The organism is Luteolibacter arcticus (assembly GCF_025950235.1).
Taxonomy (GTDB): domain Bacteria; phylum Verrucomicrobiota; class Verrucomicrobiia; order Verrucomicrobiales; family Akkermansiaceae; genus Haloferula; species Haloferula arctica.
This window is the reverse complement of sequence record NZ_JAPDDT010000002.1, coordinates 449045-474669: the sequence shown is the minus strand read 5'-3', so window position 1 is coordinate 474669 and position 25625 is coordinate 449045. Positions and strand designations below refer to the sequence as shown.

Sequence of the window (25625 nt, the reverse complement as noted above, 5' to 3'; positions counted from 1 at the left end):
CGCGTGACGCGATCATTCACACGCGGATTTCGATTTTCCCGGGTGCACTCGACCTGCTCAGATGGCGGCATGGATCCCCTCAAGTTCTCGCTCCTCACCGGCTGGGCCGGATTTCTCGGCGGCGTGATCAGCGGGGCGATCATGGGACTGCTCTTTCACCGCGAGGACTGGCTCGGTGGCTACGGCAGCCGTGAAAGGCGGATGGTGCGGCTCGGGCACATTTCCTTCTTCGGGATCGGGTTGATCAATTTGTTCTATGCGCTGTCGCTGGAGCCATTGGGTGTCTCCCCTGAGGCAGCGCGTAACGGCTCGATCGCGTTGCTGGTGGCGTTGATCGCGATGCCGCTGAATTGCTTCTTGTGTGCGTGGTGGAAGCCCTTCCGCCATCTCTTCTTCATCCCCGTGCTGTCCGCCGCGGCGGGGATCTCGGTCATCCTCTTCGCCCGGTCATGAATATCGGCTACATCGCCATGAGCGGGCTCCGGCTCGTCGATGCGGAGCTGCTCCAGCTCGGCCTGTCCTTTCCCGCGGTGGCACGGCGTGCGCGGGAGATCGAGGCGCTGCCGTCGCTCGGGTTGCTGACCCTGGCGGGCATGTCCCCGCCGCATATCGGTGCGGAGTATCTCGAAGTACGAGACATCTCGGAGGTGCCGGACCGCTTCGATGCGATCGCGCTTTCCACCTTGAGCGCGACTTCGAAGGAGGCCTACGCGATGGCCGCGAAGTTTCGCGAGAAAGGCATCCCGGTGATCCTCGGCGGGCTTCACGCGACGCTCGCGCCGGAGGAGGCAGCACGACATGTCGACGCCCTGGTCATCGGCGAGGGCGAGGTCGTGTGGCCGGAGGTGCTGCGTGACTTGGAGCGCGGCGAATTGAAACCGATCTACGATGCACGCCGTAGTGGACCTTTCGATTTCCGGAACGCGCCGATGCCGCGCTTCGATCTGCTGTCACCGGATCGCTATCCCAGGTTCACGGTGCAGACCCAGCGCGGCTGCCCGTATGCCTGCGAATTCTGCGCGGCCTCGATGCGTCTCTCACCGACCTTTCGCACCAAACCGGTTGAAAAGGAGGTCGCTGAAGTGAGACGGCTGAAGGAGCTCTTCGGCCGGCCCTTCGTCGAGTTCGCCGATGACAATACCTTCGCCGACAAGCGCCACGGTCGTGCCTTGATGACCGCGCTCCAAAAGGAAGGCCTGCGCTGGTTCACCGAGACCGACGTCTCGGTCGCCGATGACGAAGACTTGCTCAAGATGATGCGCGACGCCGGTTGCCATCAGGTGCTCATCGGTTTCGAGAGCCCGCGCTTCGATTCGCTCAATGGCGTGGAGAAGAAGTCCAACTGGAAGGCCCGCCGCACCGACCGCTACCTGCGCGCCGTCGAGACCATCCGGCGCCATGGCATCACGGTGAATGGCTGCTTCATCCTCGGCTTCGATGGCGATGGGCCGGAGAGCTTCGAGCACGTCTTCCGTTTCGTCGAGGAAAGCGGCCTCTACGATGTGCAGGTGACCTACCTCACGCCCTTTCCCGGCACGCCGTTGTGGAAACGGCTGTCGGAAGAAGGCCGGCTGCTTTCCGAAGAAGCGACCGAGCGCTGCACGCTCTTCGACATCAATTTCCGACCCACCGACATGAGTGTGGAGGAGCTGAAGAGCGGCTTCCGCGACCTGACCCGGAGGCTTTATGCGCCGGAGTTCGTGGAGCAGCGGAACAAGCGCTTTCGCGGGCACTTGCGGGCGAAGGTCCGCGCGAGATAATGCTGGGCGCGCGGGCCGCTGGCCCGCCGAAGCACGGGACTGCGCATCCCATCTGCGGGCCTCAACGGGCTGAACACTCAAGGGACCATTCTGCGGGCCAGCGGCCCGCGCTCCCAGCGTGAGGCTTGCCTCTGAGCTTGGCATTCCATTGCATCCTCCCATGCGCATTCTCGACCCGCTGCTTTTCCTCATCGGCCACCGCGGCGCGATCGAGCGAATCGCCGCGACCCGCCACGCCTGGATCGTCGGCGCGATCCTCGTGCTGAGCGCCGGCATCGCACGGAACTACGACCACCTCGATCTGCTGCGCCAGCCGGAGTGGTTCATCGGGCCTTTCGTGGCGTCGATGGTCTCGATTTTCTTCATCTTCAATTGCATCACCGTACCCTTGAAATTGAAAGCGACCGGCAAGATCGGGCCGCAGTTCCTCTCGTTCCTGACGTTCGCCTGGATGACGGCACCGTGCGCGTGGCTCTATGGGATACCCGTGGAAGCCACCACCGATTTGATCACAGCCACGAAGTGGAACATCGCTTTCCTGGCCATCGTTTCGCTGTGGCGGGTTTTCCTCATGACAAGAGCCGTGGCGGTTCTGACGGACGTTACCCATCCACGCGCCTTTGTGCTGATTCTCGCCCCCGCGGCTTTCGAGGCGATGATCGGGAGCTTGTGGAAAGGAATGTCACTGGTCCAGATCATGGGCGGTGTTCGCCTGCCGCCTCACACCCAGCTCTTGAGAGAAGCCTCGGGCTTCATCGTCGTGACCTCGTTCTGGGTGTTTCTAGCAGCCGTCGTCGCATGCTGGATCGTGAAGGGTACCGCAGGGCGTCCGCTTGGCCGCGAAAGGACGTTGTCCTCCGTTACATCCACTACATTCGCTGCTTTCGCTGCTTTCGCATTCGCAGCGTGGACTATTGCAAGCGTACCATTCCAGCCCGCGTTGCAAAACAAGCTCAAGCTGGAAAACCTGATCAAGAAAGGCCGCTACGCGGAGGCCGTTGCCTTCGCTTCCTCGAAGCAGCGCTCGGATTTCACCGCCTATCACGAGTTCCCGCCGGGTTCCCGTGGAAGGGATGCGCTCGCCTTGCTGAAAGCCACTTCGCCGGAAACACCTGCGTGGCTGCGCAAGGAATGGAACGACATAGCTCTCGAGTCGCTGAAGGCGACCCCTTTCTTCTCCGAAGAATCCCTCGCCGACTTGAACAAGAAGCATCCTGAAATCGCCGATGCCTTGCGACAATACGCCAAAGAACTCCGTGCGCGATGGGATAGCCTGGACTACGACGAGCGGTGGTGGCTGGGCCACTACGAAAGAGTTACCAAAACCGAGCCCCTCAAGAATCCTCCACCCACCCGCTGATGAAACCGTATCTTCTCCTAGTCACAGTTCTTCTCGCGTCCTGCTCGTCCGACATCCCGCTCATGCCCGCGGCACCTTCGTCCGCTCTCTCAGTGGCGTCGATCCGCACGGACTCCGACCAGCGCTTCGCCGCGCTGTTAGAAGGTGCTGCTGATAATACCATCCTCACGAACTACGCCACCGATCGTCCTTCATCGTGGGGCAAGAACTTCACTCGGCGGCTCGACTTCACCGGCGTTGCGTGGGACGACACACGCACGGCCACGGCGGTGTCGCCATGGCATGTGGTGATGGCTGCACACTATCAGCGGCCGGTGGGCTCGGCAGTGGTTTTCCAGGACCGGAGCGGACGACCACAGCGACGCACGCTGGTCGCGGTGGAGTCGCTCGCCGGGGTTGCTGACGTGGCGGTGGGAAGACTCGATTCGCCGCTGCCCTCATCAGTGAAGCCGTATCGCCTGCTGCCGCCCTCGAATGGCTATGGATCACTCGCGGGATGTCTCGCGGTGGTCACCGACCAACAGCGCCGGGCCTTCATTCACGAGATCGCGGGCATCCAGGGAAGCGGCTTGTCCTTTCGGCATACCGGCCGGGTCTCATCGCTGGTGAGGAAGAATCTGGTCACCGGCGACTCGGGGCATCCCTCGTTCCTGCTAGTCGGCGGGGAGCTGGTGCTGATCGGCACGCACACGGGCGGCGGCCCGGGAAGCGGGCCCTTCTACTCGTCGCCGGCGGTCTTCTCCGCAGTCGACGCCGCGATGACCAAGCTCGGCGGCGGGTATCGCCTTTCCGTCGTGCCGCTCGGCGGCGGTTAGATCGATCTAGCGTACTGCCTTCGGCTTGTCGGACTTCTTCCAGAATTCCACGCCGACCGGCGTTTCGTGATCGGCCAGCAACCACAGCTCGCGGGCTAGCGAGGCCTGGGTGATGAGGTCGGGCGCGGGTGACTTCTTCCACGTCGCGTAGTGGTGCGCGCCATTCTTCACGGCGCGCTCGTGATACGCCTTGTCGCCGGTGGCGCGGTAGAGTTCGAGATCGGCCTCGACCATCAGATGCGCCCACTTGATGGGATCGCGATACGCGCCGGTGGCTTGATCGAGCAGGGAGTTCGCCGCCTTGCCCATGCGCAGCGCTTCATCGAGGTAGAAGCGCTCGCCGGTGCGGGCGTGCAGCGAGAGGAAGACGCGGAGCATCAGGCCGGCATTGTAGGTGAGCTGGGCGCGATTGACCTCCTTGGTCTTCACGTTGATCGCGTCGGAGAAGAGGCCGTTCGGGGCCTGGAGGTTTTTCACCGTCCAGACGGTGATCTTTTCCCCGAAGGCATTCCACTTGGCCGCGTCGGCCTCCTTTTCAAAGCGTGCCACGCGGAAGCAGCCGAGCGCGCCGGGCGCATTCACGCAGGTGTTCTTGCCGTCGCCCTTGTGCTGTTCGTGCCACCAGATGCCGCCGCCGAGTTCCTCGTCCCAACCGCTGACCACAAACTCCAGCGTCTCTTCCGCGCGCTTGAGATAGCGTGACTCGCCGGTCAGCTCGTAGGCCTCTAGGAACATGAGCACCATCCACGCGTTGTCGTCGTAGTACTTGTCGTTGCCGCCCTGGGTTCGGGCCGGTTCGTAGCCGGGAATCTTCACCTTCAGGTCCCAGTAGCCCTCCATCGCGTCGAAGAACTTCCGCATCACCGGCCGGTATTTCTTGTCGTGGCGCGCGGCTCCGACGACGGCAGAAAACATCACGCCGCTGCCCCAGATCATCTCCGGCTCCTTGCCGCCGGACTTGGAAGCGTAGAGGCCGGACTTCCGATCCCAAAAGTGTTCCTGGATCGACTCCGTGACCTCCGCAGCCCGCTCGAGATGGATCGATGGCGCGGCGACCGCTGAAAGCATCATGACCGGGAGCAGGAGCAGGGCGGCGAGTCTCATGGGTGGAAATCCGATGACATTTCAAACCCCTCCCCACAAGGCGCGGTCTCGCGCCAAGGACGCGATGTCACAAACTTCCGGCTTGCCAAACTTACTTTGCCACACAGAGTGACGCCGCTCTCACCCCGCCGGGGGATCACCTCGCCCCGAAACTTTGCATTACAAAGTTCATGCCTGCAAGCACCCAAACCCCTCCCGTCATGCGTTTTCAGATCCGCCGCGCCATGGTGGCCGGCCACAGCGTGGAGACCCGCGAGGCAATCGCCCGGCTTGAGGCCCGTCTCAAGCGCGGCCCGGTGACTATCCTGGGCGCGCTCGCGCCGGATGCGGCGCTGTGCGAAGTCTTCCGTCGCCGGGGTGCCTTGGAGGGAGATCCGCAGGAATTCCGGGCACCGACCCACACCGTGGTGGTCCCCTTGGGCGGATTGCCCAGGGAGACGCGCAGGCGCTGGAAGGAAAGCGGGCACGAGCTCTTCGACCTCACGCTGCCCTCGGTGCGGCGCGCGCAGACCTCGCTCAATCTCCTGACGCTGGAGCACTGCAAGCCGCTGGTGGCGGGCTTTCGCGGCGATGCGGAGAGCCTTGCCATCGCCGGTGAGGCCACGGGAGCCGCGGTGGTGGAGGATGCCGAGGAAGCGGCGCTGCTGCCGTTTGCCCCGAAGTTCGGCATCGTCTGCCAGACCCGGATGACGCGTCGTCACGCGGCCGTGATGGCGGAGGCGCTGCGGCTGCGCCACCCGGACAGCCGCATGGTTTTCCTCGATACGACCTCACTCGCGATGTTGGAGCGCGAGCGGTCCGTGGAAGCGCTCAGCCGTTGGGCGGAATCGATCATTGTCGCAGGCGAGGCCGGAGAGGCTTCGGTGCGGGCCTTGATCGAGACCGCCCGGCGGTTGGGTCTTTCGGCGAAAGCCGTGGCGGATGCGGGAGCGCTCGAGCCGCGCGATTTCGCAGGCGTGGGGCGGATCGGGCTCACCGCGGGCGAGTTCTCGCCGGACGCGGTGATCGAGGCGATCGCCGCCCGGCTGGAGACGGAAGGCGGGGGCAAGCCCGCGACCTGAGCAGGTCACTTTGGGTGAATGAGGGGTGAGGCGCTGGAGCGCGGGTCGAGGTCCCCGCGCTCCAGCAACCGTTCCGGCATAAGAATCGTCGGTTGGAAAGCGCGTCGCGGTTGTTATGCAACTTTATGCAACTTTTTGCTCGCGTTCTCAGATTGGTGGGATCATTGGTGTGGAACCCAAGGTTGAATCGATGTACTCGGTTCGCTTCGGAACCCAACCCGTCCGCGCCGTTTCCGCCCCATCTCCCGAGTGGCTTTTCTCCCAAAGAACCCACCCCGGGATGGCCGTAAGACGGCATCAGGCCCAGCCCATCCACTGACCGTGAACTCCATCCTACCAACCCAAGACCATCCCCCACTCCCGCGTCCGGAACGAAGCCGGATGAAACGTCTCGCCTCGCAGGCGATCCCGCTGCTCGCCGCCCTCGGCCTCGCGCAGGCGGCTCCGCTGAAACTCGACTTCACCAGCAACGCGGTCAACATCGCGTCGGGCTGGACCCCCGTGGTCGGCCTCACCACGAACAACACGATGGTGAACCTCACCGACGTCGGTGGCACCTCCTACGATTTCGTTTTCGATCACGTGGCCTGCTGGGACAATGGCCAAGCCGGCCAACCGCTGACCCGCTCGGGATTCTACAATTTCGGGCAACTGGACAATACCCACGGCTTCTCGCTGTCCGGCCTGAATCCCGGACAATCGGTGAAGCTCTACGCCAGTGCCGGCTGGAATGGACCCGGCAAGGGTGGCTACGTCCTCTTTGGCGACAACGCCCCGAACGGCGTGAAGGCCCAGGCCGACAATCTCGGCACCAATCCGACGATCGCCAGCCTGACCTACATCGGCACCGCGGTCGCGGATGGCAGCGGGGTCGTCACCGGCAGCCTGCACAGCGACCAAGGCGTCGGCCTGGCAGGCGAAGGACAGGTGGGTGGTTTCGTCTTCTTCCCCGCTCCCACCATCACCGCCAACGCGGGAGCCAACGGCACCATCGATCCCGCCGGAGCCGTGGAAGTGCCGGGCGGCGATGACAAAACCTTCACCATCACCGCCAACAGCGGCTACCACGTGACGGACGTGCTGGTGGACAATGTCTCGGTGGGTGCGGTGACCACCTACACCTTCGACGACGTCGAAACGAACCACACGATCAGCGCAACGTTCGCCCTCAACACCGTGACCCACACGATCACGACCACTGCCGGAACGAACGGATCGATCAGCCCGTCCGGCGCGGTGAGTGTGAATAACGGCGTGAACTCCCCCTTCACCATCACACCGGACGCAGGCTACCACGTCGCCAACGTGCTGGTAGACGGCGTTTCGGTCGGTGCGGTGACGAACTACACTTTCCCAAACGTCACCGGCAACCACACCATCAGCGCTACCTTCGCGCTGAATACCTACTCGATCACGGCCAGCGCCGGAGCGAACGGCTCCATCAGCCCGGCCGGTGCCACTCCGGTGATTCATGGTGAAAGCCAGCAATACACTTTCACTCCGGCTCCCGGCTACCAGGTCGCCGAGGTCTTTGTGGACGGCGTGCCGGTGAACGATCTGGAGACCTACTGGTTCGAAGACGTCACGGCCAATCACACGATCTCGGTCACCTTCGACAACCGCACCCGGCTGTATCTCGACTTCACCGACCGCAACATCGGCAGCTACGCCCCAGGTTGGACTCCGGTCTCTGCGAACTACGTGGCCGCCACTCCGGTCGCCAGCGCCGGTGACATCAATGGCCTAGGCTACGGCTTCTCGATCAACAACGTCGGCGCCTACGACAACGAGCGTGCGTGGGAACCGCTCATCCGCTCCGGCTTCTATACCTTCGGAAATCAGACCAACGACCACACGTTCACCCTGACCGGACTCAATGCCGGGCAAACGGTGACGCTCTACGCCAGTGCCGCGTGGGACGGAAGTCCGGCAGGGGGCTTCGTCGTCTTTGGCGACAGTGGCGCGGCCGGCGTGAAGGCGCAAACGATCGGCACCGTGACCGATGTTCCGATCCTTGCCAACATGACCGTGATCGGCACGGCGACCGCGGATGGCAGTGGCACCGTGACCGGCAGCCTGCACGGCCGCACCGCGGTGGGTTCCGCGGACGAAGGCCAGGTCGGCGGCTTCGTCTTCGCCATCAACCCCGGCGGCACGGAGGTCTCTCCCTACGCGGGATGGGCCACCGGGCCGCCTAACAACCTTGCCGGGGACGATGCCCTTCCCGGCTCCGATCCGGATCGTGACGGCGTGTCGAACTTGCTCGAATTTGCCCTCAACGGCAACCCTAACAGCGGCTCCTCCACCGGCTTGTCCTTCGGAAAAATGGCGATCGTCGAGGGTGTGCCGAACGTTCTCACGCTGACCGTGGCCGTGCGCGGGGACGCCGTCTTCTCGCCGGACGGGAACCGCATGACCTCCGACCCCGTCGATGGCGTGACCTACACCATTGAGGCGTCGAGCAACCTCGGCACCTGGGGCAATCTCGAAGTCACCGAAGTGAACAACGAGGATTCTTTCTTCATCCAGGAAGACTTCCCGGAACCCGACGCAGGCTGGGTTTACAAGACCTTCCGCACCCCGGGTGCCGCGGGCGCGAATACCAAGGCCTTCATCCGCGCCGGCGTGGAGTAACCGGAAAAACCTTCGGCGGAGCGAGGCGAGACAGCTCAGGGCGCTTCCTCCGCTGTCACCTTCAAGCGAACAAAAGCACGGCTGCCGGAAGGCAGCCGTTGCTGCATCCACTGGTGGCCATCCGGCGCGGGCACCGGTGGATTTGCCGCTTCTAACAGCGGGGTTTCGAGCAGCGGCCAAACGATCTCGGACAAATCGGCTTGGACTTCGCAGGCGAAGACGAGGGCTGGATCGTCCATCCGGCGCAACGAAAGCACGTGGTACTCGCCGCTCGTCTCCTGGATCTCAATCCGCGGCCGGGAGCTACTGTCTCCCGCCAGCGAGCCCAGTCCGTACTCCAGCAAATTGGTCAATCCGTCGCCATCGGCGTCCGCCCCGGCACTCCGGAGGGTAGGATCCGAGTCCTCCCCAAGCTGCCCGAGGATCCAAGCGTCGAAGCTGGTCGGAATCGTGGCCGCCTGGGTCGAAAAGCCACCGGCACCCTGCGCGCCGAACACCACTTCCGCATCACGCAAATGGACCGCCAGGTATCCGGGCAGGCTGCTGGCATCATCGGCCGGCACCGAGTCGGCCAGCTTGAGCACCAGCACCTCGGTGGCAGCCTCGACGGTGGGCGCGTTGAGGATCACGGCGTAAAGTTCACCGGTGGCGATGCCGACCGCCTCGTTGGCGGTGATTTCGATCCGGCCCTCGGCATTTCCCGCTCCGGCTCCGACCCCGAAAGCAGACCCGAAGCCGTCGATCCCGGACATGAGCGTGACCGGACCGTGGAGGGCCAAGGCCGCAACTCCCGCCTCGCCAAGTCCCGGAAAAGTTCCCAATTGGACCAGTGAGCCCGATGCCAACAGCGCCCCCGACGAATCGGTCAGCGTGGTGGAGGAGCCTTCGGCCGAGAAAAGATTCGACATCACGACGTTCGATGCCGGGCACGCCATGGCCGATAGCGCCACCAGCAACAACACCGTGGCACGGCTGAGAAAGGATTGTGGAATCGGTTTCATGTCAGTGCTTCACGATTCGCAGGAGTCCTTGTCCCGATGGACGGCAAAAGGCGCTGCCATCCGTCCCCTCGGTCGTCACCGACTCGCCAAGGTCAACCCACGCGTCATCGCCCGCGAGTTGGGTCTGCACTTGATAGGTGGCGCCGGCTTCCGCGGTCCACTCGACTTGCACGCCTCCGGCACCGGGCTTGGTGCCTTGAATCGGCACGGTTGTTACAGGAGCTGAGGCGGACCGGGCACCTAGAGCCGCCCCGGCTTGCAGCGGGAATCCGTGTGCCTTGATGAATCCTGCCGGACCGCGCCGCTGGAAGTCCATCGACTGACCGAGTTCGACCGGCGTGTTGCCCGCGTCGCCCTCCGCACCTGCCGTGCGCCAACCTTGGCCGAGGCGATAGTAGATGACCTCGGAATTGGTCGCTGACGAAAAATTGCTGAAGCGGATCGTGTCTGCATCCGGAGCGGCATCGGCACCAATGACCGAATACGGAGAACCCTCCAGGTAGAGGCCATAATCCGCGATCTTGTTTGCCCAGGTAAAAGGTGCCGAAACCAGATTTCTCCCGGAAGACACCTCGAAATACCGCGGTGTCATCGGCATCGGCACTGCTCCCATTATGGTCACTTGCAGGGGTGTGGAGCCGCGGCGGTTGATCACCAACGCCGCCGGAAAAGGCATGGGCATCCTACTTTGATCGCCAGCCGCCTCGTTGCCCGACTCCCGCCATCCATCGCCCGTCCGGTAGTAGAAAACCCGGGAGCTTTGGGTCTCCGCATTCCACAGGCCGATGGTATCGGCTTGTGACGCATCCGTGCCCGCCAGCAGGCCGACGGAGTTCTGGGCACCGAATAGATCACCGATCGTGTGGTTCACGAACAGCTCAAGGGTGTCACCCGGGGAAATCAACCCCACCGGCGAGCGCTGAAGCGTCAGCTCGTTTCCGGACACGGAAGTGACTGTCATCGCAAGCCCGGCAAAGGCACCGGCCCTTACGGTGAGAAACCCCGAGTCCGAAGCACCGAAAAAGCCTGGGGGGAGGGCGCTCGATGCGGTCAGCCCGGTGACGGATACCCCGGACACCGTGCCGCCGAAACTCTTAAAGCTCCCTAGCGAAACTCCGACCAATCGCTGTGATCCCGCGGGAATGACGTGGGCAATGAAGCCACCGGGATCGGTCGGGGCGGCCATCGCCTGCAAGCAGCAGCAGGAGGCCGCCACGACGACGGCTCGATGCGGATTTCGGGGGAAAATCGTCATGCGCCCAAGGGGGAAGTTACGTCGGAAACTCAGGGCGAGATGATCGAATGACAAGCCGCAAAATCCGAAGATTGTGTGACACCGAAAACAGCCCCGGTCCCGACCGCGCCTAGAGCACGGATTCCAGGAACGCCCACTCGTCGGCGGTCTTGTCGATCATCTTCGACAGCGCCGTGCCCGCACCGTGGCCGGCGCTGGTGTCGATGCGGATCAGCACCGGCGGGCCGTCCTTCGCCTGGCACTCTTGCAAGCGCGCGGCGAACTTGAAGCTGTGGGCAGGCACCACGCGGTCGTCGTGATCGGCAGTGGTCACCATCGTCGCCGGGTAGCGGGTGCCGTTCTTGAGCACGTGGTACGGTGAGTATCGTAGCAGGGCCTTGAACTCCTCGGCATTTTCGGCGCTGCCGTAGTCCTTTTCCCAAGCCCAGCCAATGGTGAACTTGTGGAAGCGCAGCATGTCCATCACGCCGACGGCCGGCAGCGCAGCGCCGAAGAGATCCGGCCGCTGGGTCATGCAAGCGCCGACCAGCAGGCCGCCATTGCTGCCGCCCTGGATGGCGAGCTTCTTGGAAGAGGTGTATTTCTCGTTCACCAGCCACTCGGCAGCGGCGATGAAGTCATCGAAGACGTTTTGCTTTTGAAGGCGCGTGCCAGCGAGGTGCCAGTCGCTGCCGTATTCGCCACCGCCACGCAGATTGGCCACCGCGAGGATCCCGCCCCGCTCCAGCCACACCGCGCGGCCGATGGAGAAGCCGGGCGTGATGCTGATATTGAAGCCGCCGTAGCCGGTGAGAAGCGTGCGATGCGAGCCATCGAGCGCGATGCCCTTCTTGTGGACGAGGAAGACCGGCACCTTGGTGCCATCCTTGCTGGTGGCGAAGACCTGCTTGGTCTCGTAGGCCGAGCCATCAAAGCCGACCTTCGGCCGCTTCCACAGCGTGCTGGTGCCACTCTCCAGATCATAGCGATAGATCGCTCCGGGATCGGTGAAGCCGGTGAAGGAGTAGAAGGTCTGCTTGTCCTTCTCGCGACCGCCGAAGCCGCTGGCGCTGCCGATACCCGGCAGATCGACATCGCGCACTTTCTTGCCGTCGGAATCATAGACGGCCACCGCGCTCTTCGCGTCCTTCAAGTATTCCACCACCAGCTTGCCACCGACCATGCTGGCTTCCTGGAGCAAGTCCTTCGACTGCGGAATGATCTCTTTCCACGCGGAGCGCTCCGGCTTCGCCACATCGATGGCGATGATCCGGTGCCGCGGTGCCTCGAGATCGGTGCGGAAATAGAACAAGCCGTCCTTGTTGCCGATGAAGTCGTAGCTCGCATCGGCATCCGCCAGCAACTCGATGACCTTCTCGCCATCGACGGGCCGGTAGAAAAAGCGGTTCTTCGGATCGGTGCCCTCGGATACATGGATCACGAGGAATTTCCCGTCCTCGGTCAGTCCGCCGCCGAGACCCCAGCGCGGCTGGTCCTTCCGCTCGTATATCACGGGGTCTTCCGATTGCGGCGTGCCGATCTTGTGGAAGCACAAATTCTGGAACTCGTTCTTCTGCGTGAGCGCGGCACCCTCCAGCGGTGCCTCATAGCGGCTGTAGTAGAAGCCGCTGCCATCCTTGGCCCAGGAGATCCCGCTGAACTTCACCCACTTGAGGTGATCGCCGGTGTCCTTGCCGGTGGCCACGTCGCGAACGAGGATCTCATTCCAATCGCTGCCGCCGCGCGAGATCGAGTAGCCGAGCAGCTTGCCGTCCTCGCTCGGTGTGAAATTGGCGAGCGACACGGTGCCATCGTCCGACAGCGAGTTCGGATCGAGCAGCAGCTTGCCCTCGCCATCGAGCGAATCGGCGACCTTCAGCACCGACTGGTTCTGCAGGCCGGTATTGTGCGTGAAGAACCATTTGCCGCCGAACTCTTGGGGCGCGCCGGTGCGCTCGAAGTTCCACAGGTCGGCCAGCCGCTTGCGGATCTCTCCGCGCTGCGGAATCGTCGCGAGAAACGATTCGGTGACCCCATTCTGCGCCGCGACCCACGATTTCGTTTCCGCGGCATTGTCATCCTCGAGCCAGCGGTAGGGGTCCGGCACTTGGGTCCCGTGCAGTTCCTCGGTCACCTCCGCCTTGCGGGTCGAGGGATAGTCAATCGCCGCAGCGAGGCTGATCGATGGGATCATAAGGGATAGCAGAGAGGGAATATGAGCGGTCATTGACTGGAAAGGCGTTGCCCCAAAAGCGATGCAGAGGCCATCCTTTTTCCCTAAATTACTACGTTTTGAGGACGGAGATCCCTTCCGGGGATAGGGCCTCCGCCGTGACTCTATTAGCGGCTGCGGACGGCCGAGGTGGGTTCATCATGATTAGGAAGGGGGGAATATTGCCGGATATTCAATGCAAGTCGTCTTTGTAGACTTTGGTGGTCGATCATATTTTTAGCACCGCTTTCCTGCGTTTTTACGCCGCTCGATCCTTACTCGATTTAAAGTGCAGGTCACAAATTGACCCGCCGATTGCGGGGTGTTTGAAGTGAAATGCTCCAAAAGCAAAAACCATGAAACTCAAGCACTCCCTCCTCACACTGCTTGCAGCAGCCATGTTCCCGGCAATGCCGGTCCACGCCACGGTCGACTCAACGGTCACCGGCCTGAATCTGACCCTCCGTGTCCAAGGAGCCTTCACTGAAAACGGCGATGTCCAGACAGGCAAGGTGGAGGTCGTCCGCCTCGGTGCCAAACAGATCATCGAACTCCTCGGCGATCTCTTTGAAGAAGACTACCCGGCAGGTTCCAAGCTCTTCATCACCGTCGATGGCGACGTTTGGATCGTGAATAAGAAAGGCGAGTTTCTGGACGACATCTCCGAGTTTGTCTCCGCCGACTTGGATTTCACGATCGAGGTTTTCAAAGGGACCTTCAACGTCGAGACGGAAGAGGAAAAGTCGGTGATCCACTTCGTGATCGGCTTCCTGATCAACATCCCCGACGACATCAAGGTCCCCGCGCGGGGAGTCATGGGAGTCGGGAACGGCATCGAGATCGCACTCTCCGGCATCGCCAAGGAGAACTTCACCGGGGGCAAACCGAAGCCCGATGGCTCGCAGACATTCCACGGCACCGTCAATGCCGGCCTCTCCGGAACGGGATCCGTCGATGGCGCGGATGCCGTGGTCGAAGGAAGCGTCACGTTGAACGGGAAAGAGACCGTAGAGGACGAATAACTCGCCCCTGAACCCCTTGGCCCTGTTCGTCATGAACATTTCACGAATGACCCTTGGTGCAGGAGCGCTCCTGCTTCTGCTCGCCACCGGTTTGGCGACGTGGGCCAGCTTCCGGCCATCCCCTTCCCCCCGGGCGGATGGCCGGAGCAGTCTTACTGATTCCCCCCGAACCACCGAAGCGCGGCCCGTCCGGCCGGCTGCTCCGGCCGACCTGCCGGCCCCGCAGCTTTCCCCCTTCGCTGGAACCTCGACGGAGCATCGCGAGTGGCTCCACGAGCGCAGGGAAGCCCTGATGGACCTGTCGTGGATGGACGACAAGGCGTCGCTCGATGCCATACTCACCGAACTCTGGAATCCCGATGCCGAGATCCGCGAAGCCGCGCTCAAGGCGACGATGAACTTCAGCAGCCGTGACGCCATCCCGCGCTTGCAGGCTGCGGCCCTGCGCGCCGACGATCCTGCGGAGAGGAAGCAACTCGAGGAGGCCGCGGAGTTCCTGAAACTGCCGACGCTGACCGAGCACCTCGCGAAACAGCGGAACAAGACAAAGCGCGCCGAGTGAGTGGCGCTCGCCTTGCGGGAGCCACAACGACCGCTAGGTTGACCGGGTGAGCAACGAGCACTTCTCCAGCCCGAAAGAGCAGGCCGGCGGCCTTCCTGCCGTGGCGTCATCGCTGCGGCACGTCTTCGGCAAGGCCGGCGTGGTGCGAGGGACCAAGGCGTTGCTCGACCTGAACCAGGCCGGCGGCTTCGACTGCCCGAGCTGTGCGTGGCCCGATCCGGACCGGGATCGCTCGCATGCCGAGTTCTGCGAGAACGGGGCGAAGGCGATCGCATCGGAGGCGATGGCCAAAACGATAGACCGCGAGTTCTTTGCGGCCCATTCGGTCGCGGAGCTGATGGCACAGGGCGATGCGTGGCATGACCTGCAAGGCCGGCTCGCCGAGCCGATGCTCTTGCGGGAAGGTGCCACGCACTATGAGCCGGTCTCGTGGGAGGATGCCTTCTCGCTGATCGCGGGGGAATTGCGCGGACTCGATTCGCCGGATGAAGCCGTCTTCTACACCTCCGGCCGCGCCAGCAATGAGGCGGCCTTTCTCTATCAGCTCTTCGTCCGCGCCTACGGCACCAACAACCTGCCCGACTGCTCGAACATGTGCCACGAGTCGAGCGGGCTTGCCATGCGGGATGCCATCGGCGTGGGCAAGGGCACGGTGACGACGGAGGATTTCCTGGAGGCGGAGGTGATCCTTTGCGTCGGTCAGAATCCGGGAACCAATCATCCGCGGATGCTTTCTACTCTTGAAGACGCGGTGGAAAAGGGTGCCCGCCTGGTCGCGGTCAACCCGCTGAAGGAGGCGGGCCTGCTCGGCTTCGCCCACCCGCAGCATTTGCGCGGGATGCTGGGAAACGCCTCTCCGCTCGCATCGAGCTACCTTCAGGTGAAGGTGAATGGCGACATGGCCCTGTTCCGCGGCGTGGCGAAGGCGCTGGTGGCCGCCGGAACCATCGATCACGAGTTCATCCGCAAGCATGGATCCGGCTACGAGGCTTATCGTACTTTGCTGGTAGCCACGGCATGGGACGACATTGAGGACTTGTCCGGCATCTCGCGCGACAAGATCGAAGAGCTGGCGAACTTGATGGGTGCGGGCGAGAAGCGACTGGTCACCTGCTGGGCGATGGGCCTCACGCAGCATCGCAATGCCGTGGCCACCATCCGTGAGATCGCCAACGTGCACCTTCTGTTAGGAGCGATCGGCCGCCCCGGTGCTGGCCTGTGTCCGGTCCGCGGCCATAGCAATGTGCAAGGAGACCGGACCGTCGGGATCTTCGAGAAGATGCCGGAGTGGTTCCTCGCTGCCTTGGAGAAGCAGGCCGGCGTGCCCGTGCCGCGCAAGCATGGCTACGACACCGTCGCCTCTATCCTGGCGATGCATGAAGGCTCCGCGAAGGTCTTCTTCGCCCTCGGCGGGAACTTCGCCCAGGCCACGCCGGATAGCGCATTCACCGCGATGGCGCTTAGAAAGTGCCGGCTGACCTGCCATGTCTCGACCAAGCTCAACCGCAGCCATCTCATTCACGGCCGACTCGCGCTGATCCTGCCCTGCCTCGGTCGCAGCGATGAGGATGGCGGGCAGTTCGTCTCCACGGAGAATTCCATGGGCATCGTACAGTCATCGCAGGGACGACTGAAGCCTGCGTCGGAGCATCTGTTGAGCGAGCCGGAAATCGTCGCGCGGCTGGCGGAGGCGACGCTCGGCGACATCGGGAACATTCGCTGGCGCTGGCTAGCAGCGGACTACGATAGACTTCGTACTTGGATCGAAGCGGTGGTTCCCGGCTTCGACCGCTACAACGAGCGCATTCGCGAACCCGGCGGCTTTTACCTGCCGAATGCGGCAAAGGAACGCATCTGGAACACGTCGAACCAGAGGGCGAACTTCAGCCTAGCGCCACTCGATGCCTTCCATGCCGCGCCCGGCCGCTTGCTGCTCCAGACCTTGCGCAGCCACGACCAATTCAATACCACCGTCTATGGCCTGAACGATCGCTACCGTGGCATCTCCGGCATGCGCGACCTGGTTTTCCTCAATCCGCAGGATCTAACAGACCTTGGCGTGAAGCCCGGCCAGCGCATTGACGTGACCAGCCACTGGAGCGATGGCGAGCGCCACCTGAATGGCTTCCGCGCCATCCCCTACGAGATGCCGCGCGGTTCGGCGGCGGCTTACTTCCCCGAAGCGAACGTGCTGGTGCCAGTCGGTCACGTGGCGGAAGGCAGCGGGACGCCGGCGAGCAAAAGCATCGAGGTGAGCATCACGCCGTCGCAAGGATGATGTCCTCGTTCTTCATCTTGCCGACGAGGCTGCGGCGATAAACGTGGGCATCCCCGACGATGAGTTGCTCGGCGTTCTCCGGCTTGGTGAAAGCCGAGGCCAAGCGCTCACTCTCCTGCCATCGGGTCATCGCGAACAGACCGGTGCGCGCGACCTGGCAGTAGAGGTCATGATCGAAATCTTCCTCGGGATGCACCTTGCCGTCGTGAATGTGCACCGTCGGAAAGAACAAGGTCTCCGGATGCCGGGTGGGAAACGTGAAAGCCATTGGATGGACTTCCTGTTCACCGGCGCGGAGCTTGAAGACGGCAAAGCCATGATCGGCGTAGGCGGGTAGCGCTTGCCATGTTTCCGCCGGCAGTCGGAAGCGCGGATCGAGCCGTGTGAAATCCTTCACCGTCGGAACAAAGGACGCTTCATAAGCACCGACCTGCTTCACTTCCAGTAGCCCGCCCGCGGCTGCGGCCAAGGGCTCATCCCTCCCCCGGCTGACAGCTCTTGGGAATGGAAACCCGGAGCGCAGGTCCCGGAACAAATCCTTGTAACCCGAGAGATCGATGAACTTCACCGCCTTCTCGTCCGCGCCCTTGGCGACGGGCAGCGGCAGGATCATCGCAAGCTCCTGCTTCGCGCCGAACTCCATCTGATAGACGACGGCTTGCCGGCCGCCTTCGGTGATCCGTGAGAAGATCCGCGTGCCCCGGACGAAAGTGACATTGCCGCTGAAACAACACATGAGCCAAACTTTCGACAACCGGCATCGTTTGGCCAGAGAGAAGTCAGATCACATCGCGTAGGCATCGCGATGCCTCAGCACCGGATCGCCCGGCGCGCCGGGATGGCAGAGCCGGGCGATGAGATCGCTCCAGTCGTCGTGGCCCTTGAGGATCTCCACCTCGATGCGGAGGAAATAGACCGGCACGATGACTTCCTTGGGCCGCGGGAAACGCACTGCATCCTTTTCGGTGGTGACCACCAGCTCCATGTCGCGCTCGATGCAGCGCTCCATGAACTTGTCGATCTCCTTGCGCGAAAAGCGATGGTGATCGGAAAAGCGGCGGCGGATCTCCACGCGTGCGCCGAGCTTCTCCAGGCTGCGCTCGAAGCCCTCCGGAACGGCGATCCCGCTGATGGCAGCGGTCCACTTGTCCTTCAGGAAATCGAGCGGCTGGTGTTCGCCGGTGAAGACCTCTTCGAGATAGCGCGGGCCGTGGGTGCACTCGATGATCGGCGCGACGCGATTGTAGCGGCGGAGGCGTTCGATCAGCGCGTCATTCGGCGTGCCATCGCACTTCGTGATGAGGATGTAGCTGGCGCGGCAGAGATTGCGCGGCGGCTCGCGCAGGGTGCCGCGCGGCAAGATCGCGCCAGTGCCGAAGGGCGCGCTGCGATCCACCAGCACGATATCGATGCCATGGGCGAGGTGCAGGTACTGCAGGCCATCATCGAGCACGAGCGTGTCGGCTCCGAGCTGGCCGACGGCGAAGCGGCCGCCTTTCACCCGGTCCTTGTCCACGACCACGGCCACGCCATTGAGATTGCGGGCGAGCATGAAGGGCTCGTCGCCGGCGAACTTCGAGTCGAGCAAGAGCGCGCGGCCGGTCGAGACGACCTTGGGCATCTTGTCCGGGGGCAGCTTGTTGCCGTCCTTGTCCTTCCAATTCTGCGGGGTCTTCAGGCGGCGGCTCTTGTAGCCGCGGCTGAGGATGGCGACGCGGCGGCCTTCATCGCGCAAGGTGCGGGCGAGCAATTCGACCACCGGAGTCTTCCCGGTGCCACCGACCGTGAGATTGCCAATGCTGACGACCAGCGTGCCGAGGTGATGCTGCTGTCGCCAGCGCCGCCGGTAGACGAGCAGCCGCGTCTGGACGAGGCCGCGATAGACGCCGGACAGCGCACTCATCGCGAGCCGCATCATGCTGGCGCGAAAGCCCTTGGCGCGGCCGAAGATCACGTCGGCGCCCCAACGCTCAAGTTCGGCCAGCGTTTCCTTCATCGGCAAGCCCAGCGGAACCCGGAACCCTAGTGAGACGCAACTCTGGAAAAATCGCGTTGCGCGGCGGCCGATCGATGCGACCTGTTTCCCAGAGCCGGACGAACCGAGTCGGAATCAGCCCGCGAAGCCTAGAGAGGATCGCGAGGACTTGGAAAAATCGCCCGGCTCACCCCTTTCATCACGCCCGCTCCGGTCACCGGAGCGGGCGTTGTTTTGTCCCGCGGGCGATTTGACCCCTGCACCGCCCGCGCTTACGGGTGACTAGGTTCAAAAGCGGTCGGCCGACGTTTCCCGGTCCCCGTGCCGGCCGTGGAGTTCTTTACCCGCCGCGACGCCGCTAACAGCGTCCGGCCCATGGAAAGTGAGGGTTCAGCCATGCTATCGAAAAAGCTTAGGGACTTCCTCGACGCGAGGAACGTCAAATACATCACCATCAGTCATTCGCCGGCCTTCACCGCCGCCGAGATTGCCCAGAGCGCCCACATCCCGGGCGGAATCTTGGCGAAAACGGTGATGGTCATCATCGACGGGGCCTTGGCCATGGCCGTGGTGCCGTCGAACCGCCGGCTGCGGCTCGAAGATCTGCGCGATCTGACCGCCACCGACGACGTGAAACTGGCGCATGAATACGACTTCAAGCGCCGATTCCCCGACTGCGAAGCCGGGGCCATGCCGCCCTTTGGCAATCTCTACGACATGTCCACCTACGTCTCCCCGGACTTGGCGGCGGAAGGAGAGATCGCCTTCAACGCCGGCTCGCACACCGAGCTGATCAAGATGTCGTGGCACGACTACGAACGGCTGGTGAAGCCGCGCGTGGCCAGGTTCACGACCTGAATTCACCGGCAAGGGCAAAGCCGCAGCAGAAACGCGGCGGCTTTTCCACAAGTGAGCAGCCTCACCGCGCCGCCCGCACGTCTTGGATGATGATCTGCAGGGTCGTCCGGCCGCGGAAGCAGTTGCGGTCGATGGTGAAGGCGATGTCCCACGGCGGGTCGGGCAGGGCGACTTCGCCACCGCCGAAGAAGACGGCATCCTGCTCGTGGTAGCCTTGGCGCAGGTTCAGCCGCAGGTGCTGGTTCTTCATGTGCACCGGCGGGCGGCTGAGATGCACCGCGCGGGCCATGAAGATGGGCTGCGGGTTGCCATTGCCGAAAGGCTGGAGCAGCTCGTAGTCCGCCAAGAACTCGAGCGAGAGCTGGTCAAAGGTGATCTCGGCATCGACACGCAGCTTCGGCTGGCGCTGCTCTGGAGCGGTGTTTTTCAGCACGAAGTCGGCGAAATCCACGCGGAAGGCATCCATGCAATCCTCGGCGATGGAAAGGCCGGCCGCCATATCGTGACCCCCGCCGGCAAGCAGGTGGCCGCGGCAGGCATTGATCGCCTGGACCAGGGAGACGCCCTCGATGCTGCGTCCGCTGCCTTTGCCGACGCCTTCGGCATCGATGGCGATCACGAAGGTGGGCTTGTGAAACTGCCGCATCAATCGCGACGCGACAATGCCCACGACGCCGGGGTGCCAGCTCCGCGATCCGAGCACGATGACCGGATCCCGCACCGGATCGAAGGTCGCCATCAGCATCTCCATCGCCTCGCGCCGGATCTGGTTTTCGTGGGTCTGGCGGCGCTTGTTGTACTCGTCGAGTTTCTCGGCCAGTGTCCGGGCCAGCCGTTTGCAATCGGTCAGGAGGGTGGCGAGCGCGTCCTCCGGCACGTCCATGCGCCCGGCCGCATTGAGGCGCGGGCCGATGCGGAAGCCGACATCCATCGAGGTCGCCTTGCCGTTCATGCCGGAAACCTCTTGGAGCGCCTGGAGTCCGGGATTGAGCGTCAGGGGCAGGCGCTTCAGCCCGTGGCGGACGATCAGGCGGTTTTCCCCGATCATCGGCACGATGTCGGCGATGGTCGCGACGGCCACCAGCTCAAGCAGTTCCTTGAGGTCGAAATTCGGCACCGGCCGCTCCTTGATCATCGCGTGGGCCAGCTTGAAGCAGACACCCGCAGCGCAGAGATAGGTCGGGCCGCTGCCGCATTTCGGATTCACCAGCGCGACCACGTCCGGCCGGCCGCGCGGGCTCGGCTCGTGGTGGTCGACCACGATGACGTCGACGCCGTCGGAGCGCAGGGCGGCGATTTCATCGAGTGAAACCGTGCCGCAGTCGACGGCGATCAAGAGATCCGGCTTCGGCCCCTCCACCATGCAGCGGGCCAAGGCGGCGCAGCTCAAGCCGTAGCCCTCGCTGCTGCGACGCGGGATGAAATGCCGCGGCTCCAGCCCGTAGGCGTGCAGCACGCGGCGCATCACGGCGATCGAGGTCACGCCGTCCACGTCGTAGTCTCCGTAGATGCAGACCTTCTCCTTGCGGTCGATCGCGCGAAAGATGCGTTCCACCGCCGGCCGCATTTCGGTGACCTCGAACGGGTCGGCGAGGTCGCGCAGTTTCGGACGCAGGAAAGTTTCGAGATCGTCACCTGCGGGAAGTCCCCGCTGGCGGATCAAATGTTCCAGAATGGCCGGAAAGGCGTGGCCCCGACCCTTGCCATTGGAGTGGAAAGGGTCGCCGCGGAGAATCCAGTCGGCGGGAGGAGCGCGCATTCGGGTTGCGGACCTTAGTCAGCGACCCGCGTGCCACTCAAGCCCGCATGTCCGTCAGCGGGATTGAGGCGGTTTGGCATCGACCCTGTGGGGCAGATCGCAGCAGCCTTCCGCCATGGGCGAGGCCAAACGAAAAAAGCAGCGCGAGTGCCCCGCCAAGGGCGGCACCATCACGCCGGAGGACTGCGGGCGCGGCCGGAACAGCAGCATCGCCTGCCCGGTGGAGTGCCCGCATAATCCCTTTGCGGACGTCAATCATCGCGAACACTTCGAGGCACTCGAAGCCATGGTCCTCGGACTGCTCGGCCGCAAATTGATTGCCGAACTCACGCCGTCGCAGGTCCGTGAACTGGCCGACGCGATGAATCAAGGCGACGATTTCACCACCCAGGCGCTGCTTGCCTGGCACCTTTTCGGCGAGGAACGGCTGGCGAAATGGATGGCGGACGGCTTCGCGCGGGACTGGAAAAACGACGAGATCGTGATGCTGCGCCACTTCACGACCCTGCGGCCTGTGCTGCTCGAATTCCGGGAAGTGCGCGACGAGCTGACCAGCATGGCCGTGGATTTGCTGCGACCCGAACTGCCCCCCTTTCCGGTCATCGACGTGGGCGCGGCGGCCCGCATCGGCCGTTACGAAATCGCGCTGGGCTGCATTTACGAAGTGCCCGCCGGCAGACGCCTGAGTGGCGGAGTGGTGGCGATGCCCTCGATGGGCGCACAGGACCCGGCGGAAGCGTTCGCGGCATTGCTCGATCACCTAGACGCACCGGCGGAAGGTCGCGAACACTGGCTGATCGAGCACCTGCCGTTGCTGGCGGAGGCGTTCAGTGCCATCGAGTCCGCCCGCCTCGATCCAACAACCCGATACGACCTCGATCTCGTCCCTGATGCGTTGAGAAACGTCGCCGCCTTTTTGGACGAAACGGATGAGGCTCTGGCCGACCAGCCCCTACCGGAACTCGATGGCAAGACGCCGCGCGAGGCCGCAGCGGATCCGGCGCTACGCCCACGCGTGGCCTGCCTCCTCAAGGAGCACATCCGCTCCGTCGACCGGCAACGCCGCACGGAAGGCGTGGACATTGATTCCAATCCGCTGCTCCGCGAACTCGGCCTCGACGAGTTGATCCTGCCTCCCCCACCCCTAGGCTTTTTGGACGAGGACGACGCGGATTACGACGAGGAGATCCCGCTCGATCCCCCACCCTCACAGGAAATGTTGGATGGCGAGGAACTCAACGACCGCATCCATGCGGCCACCGGCGATGAGGCCCTTTGGAACCGCCTCGAAATCCGCCTGGCCGACGTGCTGGACGCCTTCAACGACCTGACCGACAAGCTGAACGCGAACGAACTGGAGGTGCTCCAAGGCACCGTCCTCGCCGCGCTCGGTGCGCTGCACCCCGACCAGCCGCCGGGCTACGATCCGGACCCGGAGCGAATGCTCGCCCGCTACGACGCGTGGATTTCCTCCGGTGGTGACCAGGAGAGCTTGGGCGCCTACGTCGACCGGATTTTTGCGGAGACCCGTCAGCCGGCGCTCTGCGAGGCGGCGGCGGACATGATGATGTTCACGGAAAAGCAGACCGGCAAAAAGCTCCGCCCGAAGAAGATCGAGGCGCTTTTCACCGCGCTCGCCGCGGCCATCTGGGAAGCGGCGCACTGGCCACCGGCGCGGGCCTGATCGCCACGGATCAAGCCCGGAACCGGAAAACGCCCGTTAGAGCGCGCCGCGTTCGGCGTCGCGCAGCAGGCGCTCGTAGCGTTTCTCCAGCTTCACCGCCTTCGTTTCGTCACCGGCGGTGCGGTAGTAGGAGCAGATCATCTTGTAGATGGAGGTCTCCGTGTTCGCGCGGAACCAGTCCTTTGAACCGGTTTCCACCACCCGCATGAAGGCGAGTTCGATGTCGCGGGCAGCCTTGCGGGCCGTTTCCGGGTCGTCCTTGCAGAAGGAGAAGTAGTCCTCCGCCATCCGCTTGAAGCCGGTGATGCTGCCGCCGTACTGGCGGAGCGACTTGTCGTAGAGATTCGAAATCTCCTTCGCCGCACCGGGGGCGTTGTTCTTTTGGATCAAGTCGGCCTCGCGCTTGAGCGAGTCGGTCACGAGGTCCTTCTGCTCGCCAGCCTCGCGCTCGATGCGGCGGCGTTCGCGCAGCAGCATATTGCGGGCATCGCCCTCCTTGGCGTAGGGGAAAAGGTATTCGCTCTCCGCCTTCGCCGCGAGCTGGGCCATGCGCGGGTTCTCACGGAATTCGCGGCGCATCCTGTCCACGAAGTCATCCCAAGCCTCGAGGATCTCCGGCGCGCCGGGCTCCTTGGCCTCCTTGGTCTTCGTCACCAGCACGTCATACAGGCGGGTCCACGTCTCGGAGAACGCCTTGCCAACGTGATTGGCCAGGCGCACCGCAGCCTCGGAGGACTCCGGTTGGTAGAGATTTTCCATCAGGTCGCCGAGCCACAGGTAGCGGAAGACGTTGACGGTCTGGAGGCGGCTTTGCTGGGCCTTGTCGTTCCACAGCCAGATTTCCTGCTCGCTGACCTGACCGCCGACCTGCGGGTTGCCACCGGCACCATTGGCGGCGCCGCCGATGCGCCCGATGTGGGTATCCCACTCGTCGTCCTTCGTCTTGACCGCGGCCCAAGCGTGGCCGCCGAGATCGGTCTCGCCGGAAAGCCCGATAGCCGGGATGCCGAGCGCACGGGCGGTGTTCACACAGAAATACGTTTGGTCGCCGCAGATGCCGCCTTCCTTGAGGATCTCTGCGAAGGTGTACTCCTCATAGGGATTCAGGCCCTTCACGGCCCGCTCCATCAGGTACTCGATCATGCCGTAGGCGTTGCCCCAGCTCTTGCGGCTGAGTTGCATCTTGTCCACGGCCCACTCCAGCTCGGTTTCCGGGACAGGCGCGCAGACCACCCAGACCAGATCGCGGGCACTGAGCTTGTTGATGGAAGTGGCCAGCTTGCCCTTCTCGTTCTTATCGACGTACCAGGTGTAGCGAGGAATCGGTGCGACGACCGCGTTGCCGTATTCTTCATCGACCACCTGGGCCTTGATCTCGCCGGTGTCGAAGACGACGCCGCAAGCGAGCGCGAGGTTGAAGTATTTCTCCGCCTGCTCGCGGTTCGCGCCCCAGGCATCGGCCATGATCTCGACGACCTTGGCGGTGTTATCCTTCGGCTTCACGGTCAGCAGGACTTCCTCCATCGCCGTGTCGTTCGTCATCAGCCAGGAGAACAGCTCGTGGCCGTAAGTCGGCCCGGTGATGTCCGAGGTGGAAAAACGCTTCAGCACCTGCCAGCGCAAGAACACCTGATAGAAGACCTCCTCTTTCCAGAGCGGGTCGAAGTGGTCGCGGAGCTTGGAGGTGTCGATCTTGCCCACCGCTTCGGAAAGCGAGCGCTGGAGAAACTGGTTGTAGTCGTTCCACACGCCGTGCCGCGCCGTATCCGCGAGCAAGGACTTGGCGCGGGCCACCTCGTCAGTCCGGGTGGCATCGATGCCGACCAACGGCATGATCGGTTCGCCCGCCAAGCGAGTGGCGAAGAGCGCCGCCTCGGTCGGGGGAGCCGCCGGTTCTTCCGCGGGTGCTGGCGTGGGAGCGACCTTAGGCACATCCGCAGCCGCCACGGCTGGGGCGGATTTGTCCGGCGCGGCGGTTGTATCTGCCGCAAGCGTTTGGTCGGCGCCGGGAGTCGGAGAAGCGTCCGCCACGACCTTTGCCGCGGGCTTTTTCGCCGTCTTTGGCGGGGCATTCTGGCCGCGCTGGTCGAAGACCCACCACATGCCGCCCAGACCGGCCGCCATGAAAAGCGCCACCGCCATCATCGAGGCGTTTGCATGATAACCCTTCCCTCGAACCACAATCGTCTTGGCCGGGGAACCCGGAGGACGGGGCGAGGAAGCGCGGCGCGGCTCTTTCATGGCATGAAATGGTTTAAAAAATGAGGGGTAGTGCCCTTGGGCGGCGGTGACGCTGCCTCGAAATA

The 25625-nt window shown here is 63.5% G+C and carries 19 protein-coding genes; 11 read left to right on the top strand and 8 right to left on the bottom strand.

All coding sequences use genetic code 11. The features are described from left to right. Window positions 1-69: 69 nt before the first annotated feature. The 4 genes from OKA05_RS06670 to OKA05_RS06655 all read left to right on the top strand — a co-directional run bounded on the left by OKA05_RS06670 (window position 70) and on the right by OKA05_RS06655 (window position 3935). On the top strand, window positions 70-453 hold the full coding sequence (locus tag OKA05_RS06670) for a hypothetical protein (protein ID WP_264486338.1): 384 nt from the start codon (window positions 70-72) through the stop codon (window positions 451-453). Beyond that, the gene (locus tag OKA05_RS06665) at window positions 450-1760 is read left to right on the top strand and encodes a B12-binding domain-containing radical SAM protein (protein ID WP_264486337.1); all 1311 of its coding nucleotides are present in this window, start codon (window positions 450-452) and stop codon (window positions 1758-1760) included. Before OKA05_RS06670 ends, OKA05_RS06665 begins: the two co-directional genes overlap by 4 nt. Before the next feature lie 160 nt (window positions 1761-1920). Continuing rightward, window positions 1921-3120, top strand: a complete 1200-nt coding sequence (locus OKA05_RS06660; RefSeq protein ID WP_264486336.1) for a hypothetical protein — start codon at window positions 1921-1923, stop codon at window positions 3118-3120. Beyond that, window positions 3120-3935, top strand: coding sequence for a trypsin-like serine peptidase (locus OKA05_RS06655; protein ID WP_264486335.1), 816 nt, complete (start codon window positions 3120-3122; stop codon window positions 3933-3935). The genes OKA05_RS06660 and OKA05_RS06655 overlap by 1 nt, the downstream gene beginning before the upstream one ends. Window positions 3936-3941: 6 nt before the next feature. On the opposite strand, the gene OKA05_RS06650 is transcribed toward OKA05_RS06655, so the two are convergent. After that, window positions 3942-5039, bottom strand: a complete 1098-nt coding sequence (locus OKA05_RS06650) for a glycoside hydrolase family 76 protein (RefSeq protein ID WP_264486334.1) — start codon at window positions 5037-5039, stop codon at window positions 3942-3944. Window positions 5040-5239: 200 nt separating this feature from the next. Here OKA05_RS06650 and OKA05_RS06645 point away from each other — a divergent pair, with 200 nt between their 5' ends. After that, window positions 5240-6100: a hypothetical protein gene (locus OKA05_RS06645; protein ID WP_264486333.1), complete on the top strand. Its 861-nt coding sequence runs from the start codon at window positions 5240-5242 to the stop codon at window positions 6098-6100. A 381-nt stretch (window positions 6101-6481) separates the two neighbouring features. Next, on the top strand, window positions 6482-8734 hold the full coding sequence (locus OKA05_RS06640) for an InlB B-repeat-containing protein (RefSeq protein WP_264486332.1): 2253 nt from the start codon (window positions 6482-6484) through the stop codon (window positions 8732-8734). Between the two features lie 35 nt (window positions 8735-8769). Here OKA05_RS06640 and OKA05_RS06635 read toward each other — a convergent pair whose 3' ends face one another. The 3 genes from OKA05_RS06635 to OKA05_RS06625 all read right to left on the bottom strand — a co-directional run bounded on the left by OKA05_RS06635 (window position 8770) and on the right by OKA05_RS06625 (window position 13163). Continuing rightward, window positions 8770-9735 carry a hypothetical protein gene (locus OKA05_RS06635; protein ID WP_264486331.1) on the bottom strand — a complete coding sequence of 322 codons (966 nt, stop codon included), beginning with the start codon at window positions 9733-9735 and terminating at the stop codon, window positions 8770-8772. 1 nt (window position 9736) lies between these two features. Continuing rightward, window positions 9737-10990 carry a hypothetical protein gene (locus OKA05_RS06630; RefSeq protein ID WP_264486330.1) on the bottom strand — a complete coding sequence of 418 codons (1254 nt, stop codon included), beginning with the start codon at window positions 10988-10990 and terminating at the stop codon, window positions 9737-9739. A 109-nt stretch (window positions 10991-11099) separates the two neighbouring features. Then, window positions 11100-13163: a prolyl oligopeptidase family serine peptidase gene (locus OKA05_RS06625; protein WP_264486329.1), complete on the bottom strand. Its 2064-nt coding sequence runs from the start codon at window positions 13161-13163 to the stop codon at window positions 11100-11102. A 374-nt stretch (window positions 13164-13537) separates the two neighbouring features. On the opposite strand from OKA05_RS06625, the gene OKA05_RS06620 reads away from it, so the two are divergent. The 3 genes from OKA05_RS06620 to OKA05_RS06610 are packed head-to-tail and all read left to right on the top strand — an operon-like array spanning window position 13538 to window position 17043. Further along, on the top strand, window positions 13538-14203 hold the full coding sequence (locus OKA05_RS06620) for a hypothetical protein (RefSeq protein WP_264486328.1): 666 nt from the start codon (window positions 13538-13540) through the stop codon (window positions 14201-14203). Between the two features lie 31 nt (window positions 14204-14234). Further along, complete coding sequence (locus tag OKA05_RS06615; protein ID WP_264486327.1) at window positions 14235-14765, top strand: HEAT repeat domain-containing protein; 531 nt, start codon at window positions 14235-14237, stop codon at window positions 14763-14765. A 46-nt stretch (window positions 14766-14811) separates the two neighbouring features. Further along, on the top strand, window positions 14812-17043 hold the full coding sequence (locus OKA05_RS06610) for an FdhF/YdeP family oxidoreductase (RefSeq protein ID WP_264486326.1): 2232 nt from the start codon (window positions 14812-14814) through the stop codon (window positions 17041-17043). Here the strand turns inward: OKA05_RS06610 and OKA05_RS06605 are convergent. Together OKA05_RS06605 and lpxK are read right to left on the bottom strand one after the other, a co-directional pair. Beyond that, window positions 17024-17779, bottom strand: coding sequence for a hypothetical protein (locus tag OKA05_RS06605; protein WP_264486325.1), 756 nt, complete (start codon window positions 17777-17779; stop codon window positions 17024-17026). The genes OKA05_RS06610 and OKA05_RS06605 overlap by 20 nt on opposite strands. Before the next feature lie 48 nt (window positions 17780-17827). Further along, a complete protein-coding gene (gene lpxK, locus OKA05_RS06600) occupies window positions 17828-19039 on the bottom strand; it encodes a tetraacyldisaccharide 4'-kinase (RefSeq protein ID WP_264486324.1) in 1212 nt (403 codons plus the stop codon). Window positions 19040-19414: 375 nt separating this feature from the next. On the opposite strand from lpxK, the gene OKA05_RS06595 reads away from it, so the two are divergent. Continuing rightward, window positions 19415-19876 carry an aminoacyl-tRNA deacylase gene (locus OKA05_RS06595; protein WP_264486323.1) on the top strand — a complete coding sequence of 154 codons (462 nt, stop codon included), beginning with the start codon at window positions 19415-19417 and terminating at the stop codon, window positions 19874-19876. Window positions 19877-19937: 61 nt separating this feature from the next. Here the strand turns inward: OKA05_RS06595 and recJ are convergent, their stop codons facing one another. Continuing rightward, window positions 19938-21635, bottom strand: coding sequence for a single-stranded-DNA-specific exonuclease RecJ (gene recJ, locus OKA05_RS06590; RefSeq protein ID WP_264486322.1), 1698 nt, complete (start codon window positions 21633-21635; stop codon window positions 19938-19940). A gap of 115 nt (window positions 21636-21750) precedes the next feature. On the opposite strand from recJ, the gene OKA05_RS06585 reads away from it, so the two are divergent. After that, a complete protein-coding gene (locus tag OKA05_RS06585; RefSeq protein ID WP_264486321.1) occupies window positions 21751-23319 on the top strand; it encodes a hypothetical protein in 1569 nt (522 codons plus the stop codon). Window positions 23320-23355: 36 nt separating this feature from the next. Here the strand turns inward: OKA05_RS06585 and OKA05_RS06580 are convergent, their stop codons facing one another. Then, entirely contained in the window at window positions 23356-25560 is a 2205-nt protein-coding gene (locus tag OKA05_RS06580; protein WP_264486320.1) for a hypothetical protein, read from the bottom strand. Window positions 25561-25625 lie beyond the last annotated feature (65 nt).

Excerpts from the sequence above, each read along its gene's own strand:
- OKA05_RS06635 (WP_264486331.1), bottom strand. The coding sequence starts at position 9,735 with ATGAAACCGATTCCACAATCCTTTCTCAGCCGTGCCACGGTGTTGTTG.
- recJ (WP_264486322.1), bottom strand. The coding sequence starts at position 21,635 with ATGCGCGCTCCTCCCGCCGACTGGATTCTCCGCGGCGACCCTTTCCAC.
- OKA05_RS06645 (WP_264486333.1), top strand. The coding sequence starts at position 5,240 with ATGCGTTTTCAGATCCGCCGCGCCATGGTGGCCGGCCACAGCGTGGAG.
- OKA05_RS06620 (WP_264486328.1), top strand. The coding sequence starts at position 13,538 with ATGAAACTCAAGCACTCCCTCCTCACACTGCTTGCAGCAGCCATGTTC.
- OKA05_RS06670 (WP_264486338.1), top strand. The coding sequence starts at position 70 with ATGGATCCCCTCAAGTTCTCGCTCCTCACCGGCTGGGCCGGATTTCTC.
- OKA05_RS06615 (WP_264486327.1), top strand. The coding sequence starts at position 14,235 with ATGAACATTTCACGAATGACCCTTGGTGCAGGAGCGCTCCTGCTTCTG.
- OKA05_RS06665 (WP_264486337.1), top strand. The coding sequence starts at position 450 with ATGAATATCGGCTACATCGCCATGAGCGGGCTCCGGCTCGTCGATGCG.
- OKA05_RS06640 (WP_264486332.1), top strand. The coding sequence starts at position 6,482 with ATGAAACGTCTCGCCTCGCAGGCGATCCCGCTGCTCGCCGCCCTCGGC.
- lpxK (WP_264486324.1), bottom strand. The coding sequence starts at position 19,039 with ATGAAGGAAACGCTGGCCGAACTTGAGCGTTGGGGCGCCGACGTGATC.
- OKA05_RS06595 (WP_264486323.1), top strand. The coding sequence starts at position 19,415 with ATGCTATCGAAAAAGCTTAGGGACTTCCTCGACGCGAGGAACGTCAAA.
- OKA05_RS06650 (WP_264486334.1), bottom strand. The coding sequence starts at position 5,039 with ATGAGACTCGCCGCCCTGCTCCTGCTCCCGGTCATGATGCTTTCAGCG.
- OKA05_RS06630 (WP_264486330.1), bottom strand. The coding sequence starts at position 10,990 with ATGACGATTTTCCCCCGAAATCCGCATCGAGCCGTCGTCGTGGCGGCC.
- OKA05_RS06580 (WP_264486320.1), bottom strand. The coding sequence starts at position 25,560 with ATGAAAGAGCCGCGCCGCGCTTCCTCGCCCCGTCCTCCGGGTTCCCCG.
- OKA05_RS06625 (WP_264486329.1), bottom strand. The coding sequence starts at position 13,163 with ATGATCCCATCGATCAGCCTCGCTGCGGCGATTGACTATCCCTCGACC.
- OKA05_RS06660 (WP_264486336.1), top strand. The coding sequence starts at position 1,921 with ATGCGCATTCTCGACCCGCTGCTTTTCCTCATCGGCCACCGCGGCGCG.
- OKA05_RS06605 (WP_264486325.1), bottom strand. The coding sequence starts at position 17,779 with ATGTGTTGTTTCAGCGGCAATGTCACTTTCGTCCGGGGCACGCGGATC.
- OKA05_RS06585 (WP_264486321.1), top strand. The coding sequence starts at position 21,751 with ATGGGCGAGGCCAAACGAAAAAAGCAGCGCGAGTGCCCCGCCAAGGGC.
- OKA05_RS06655 (WP_264486335.1), top strand. The coding sequence starts at position 3,120 with ATGAAACCGTATCTTCTCCTAGTCACAGTTCTTCTCGCGTCCTGCTCG.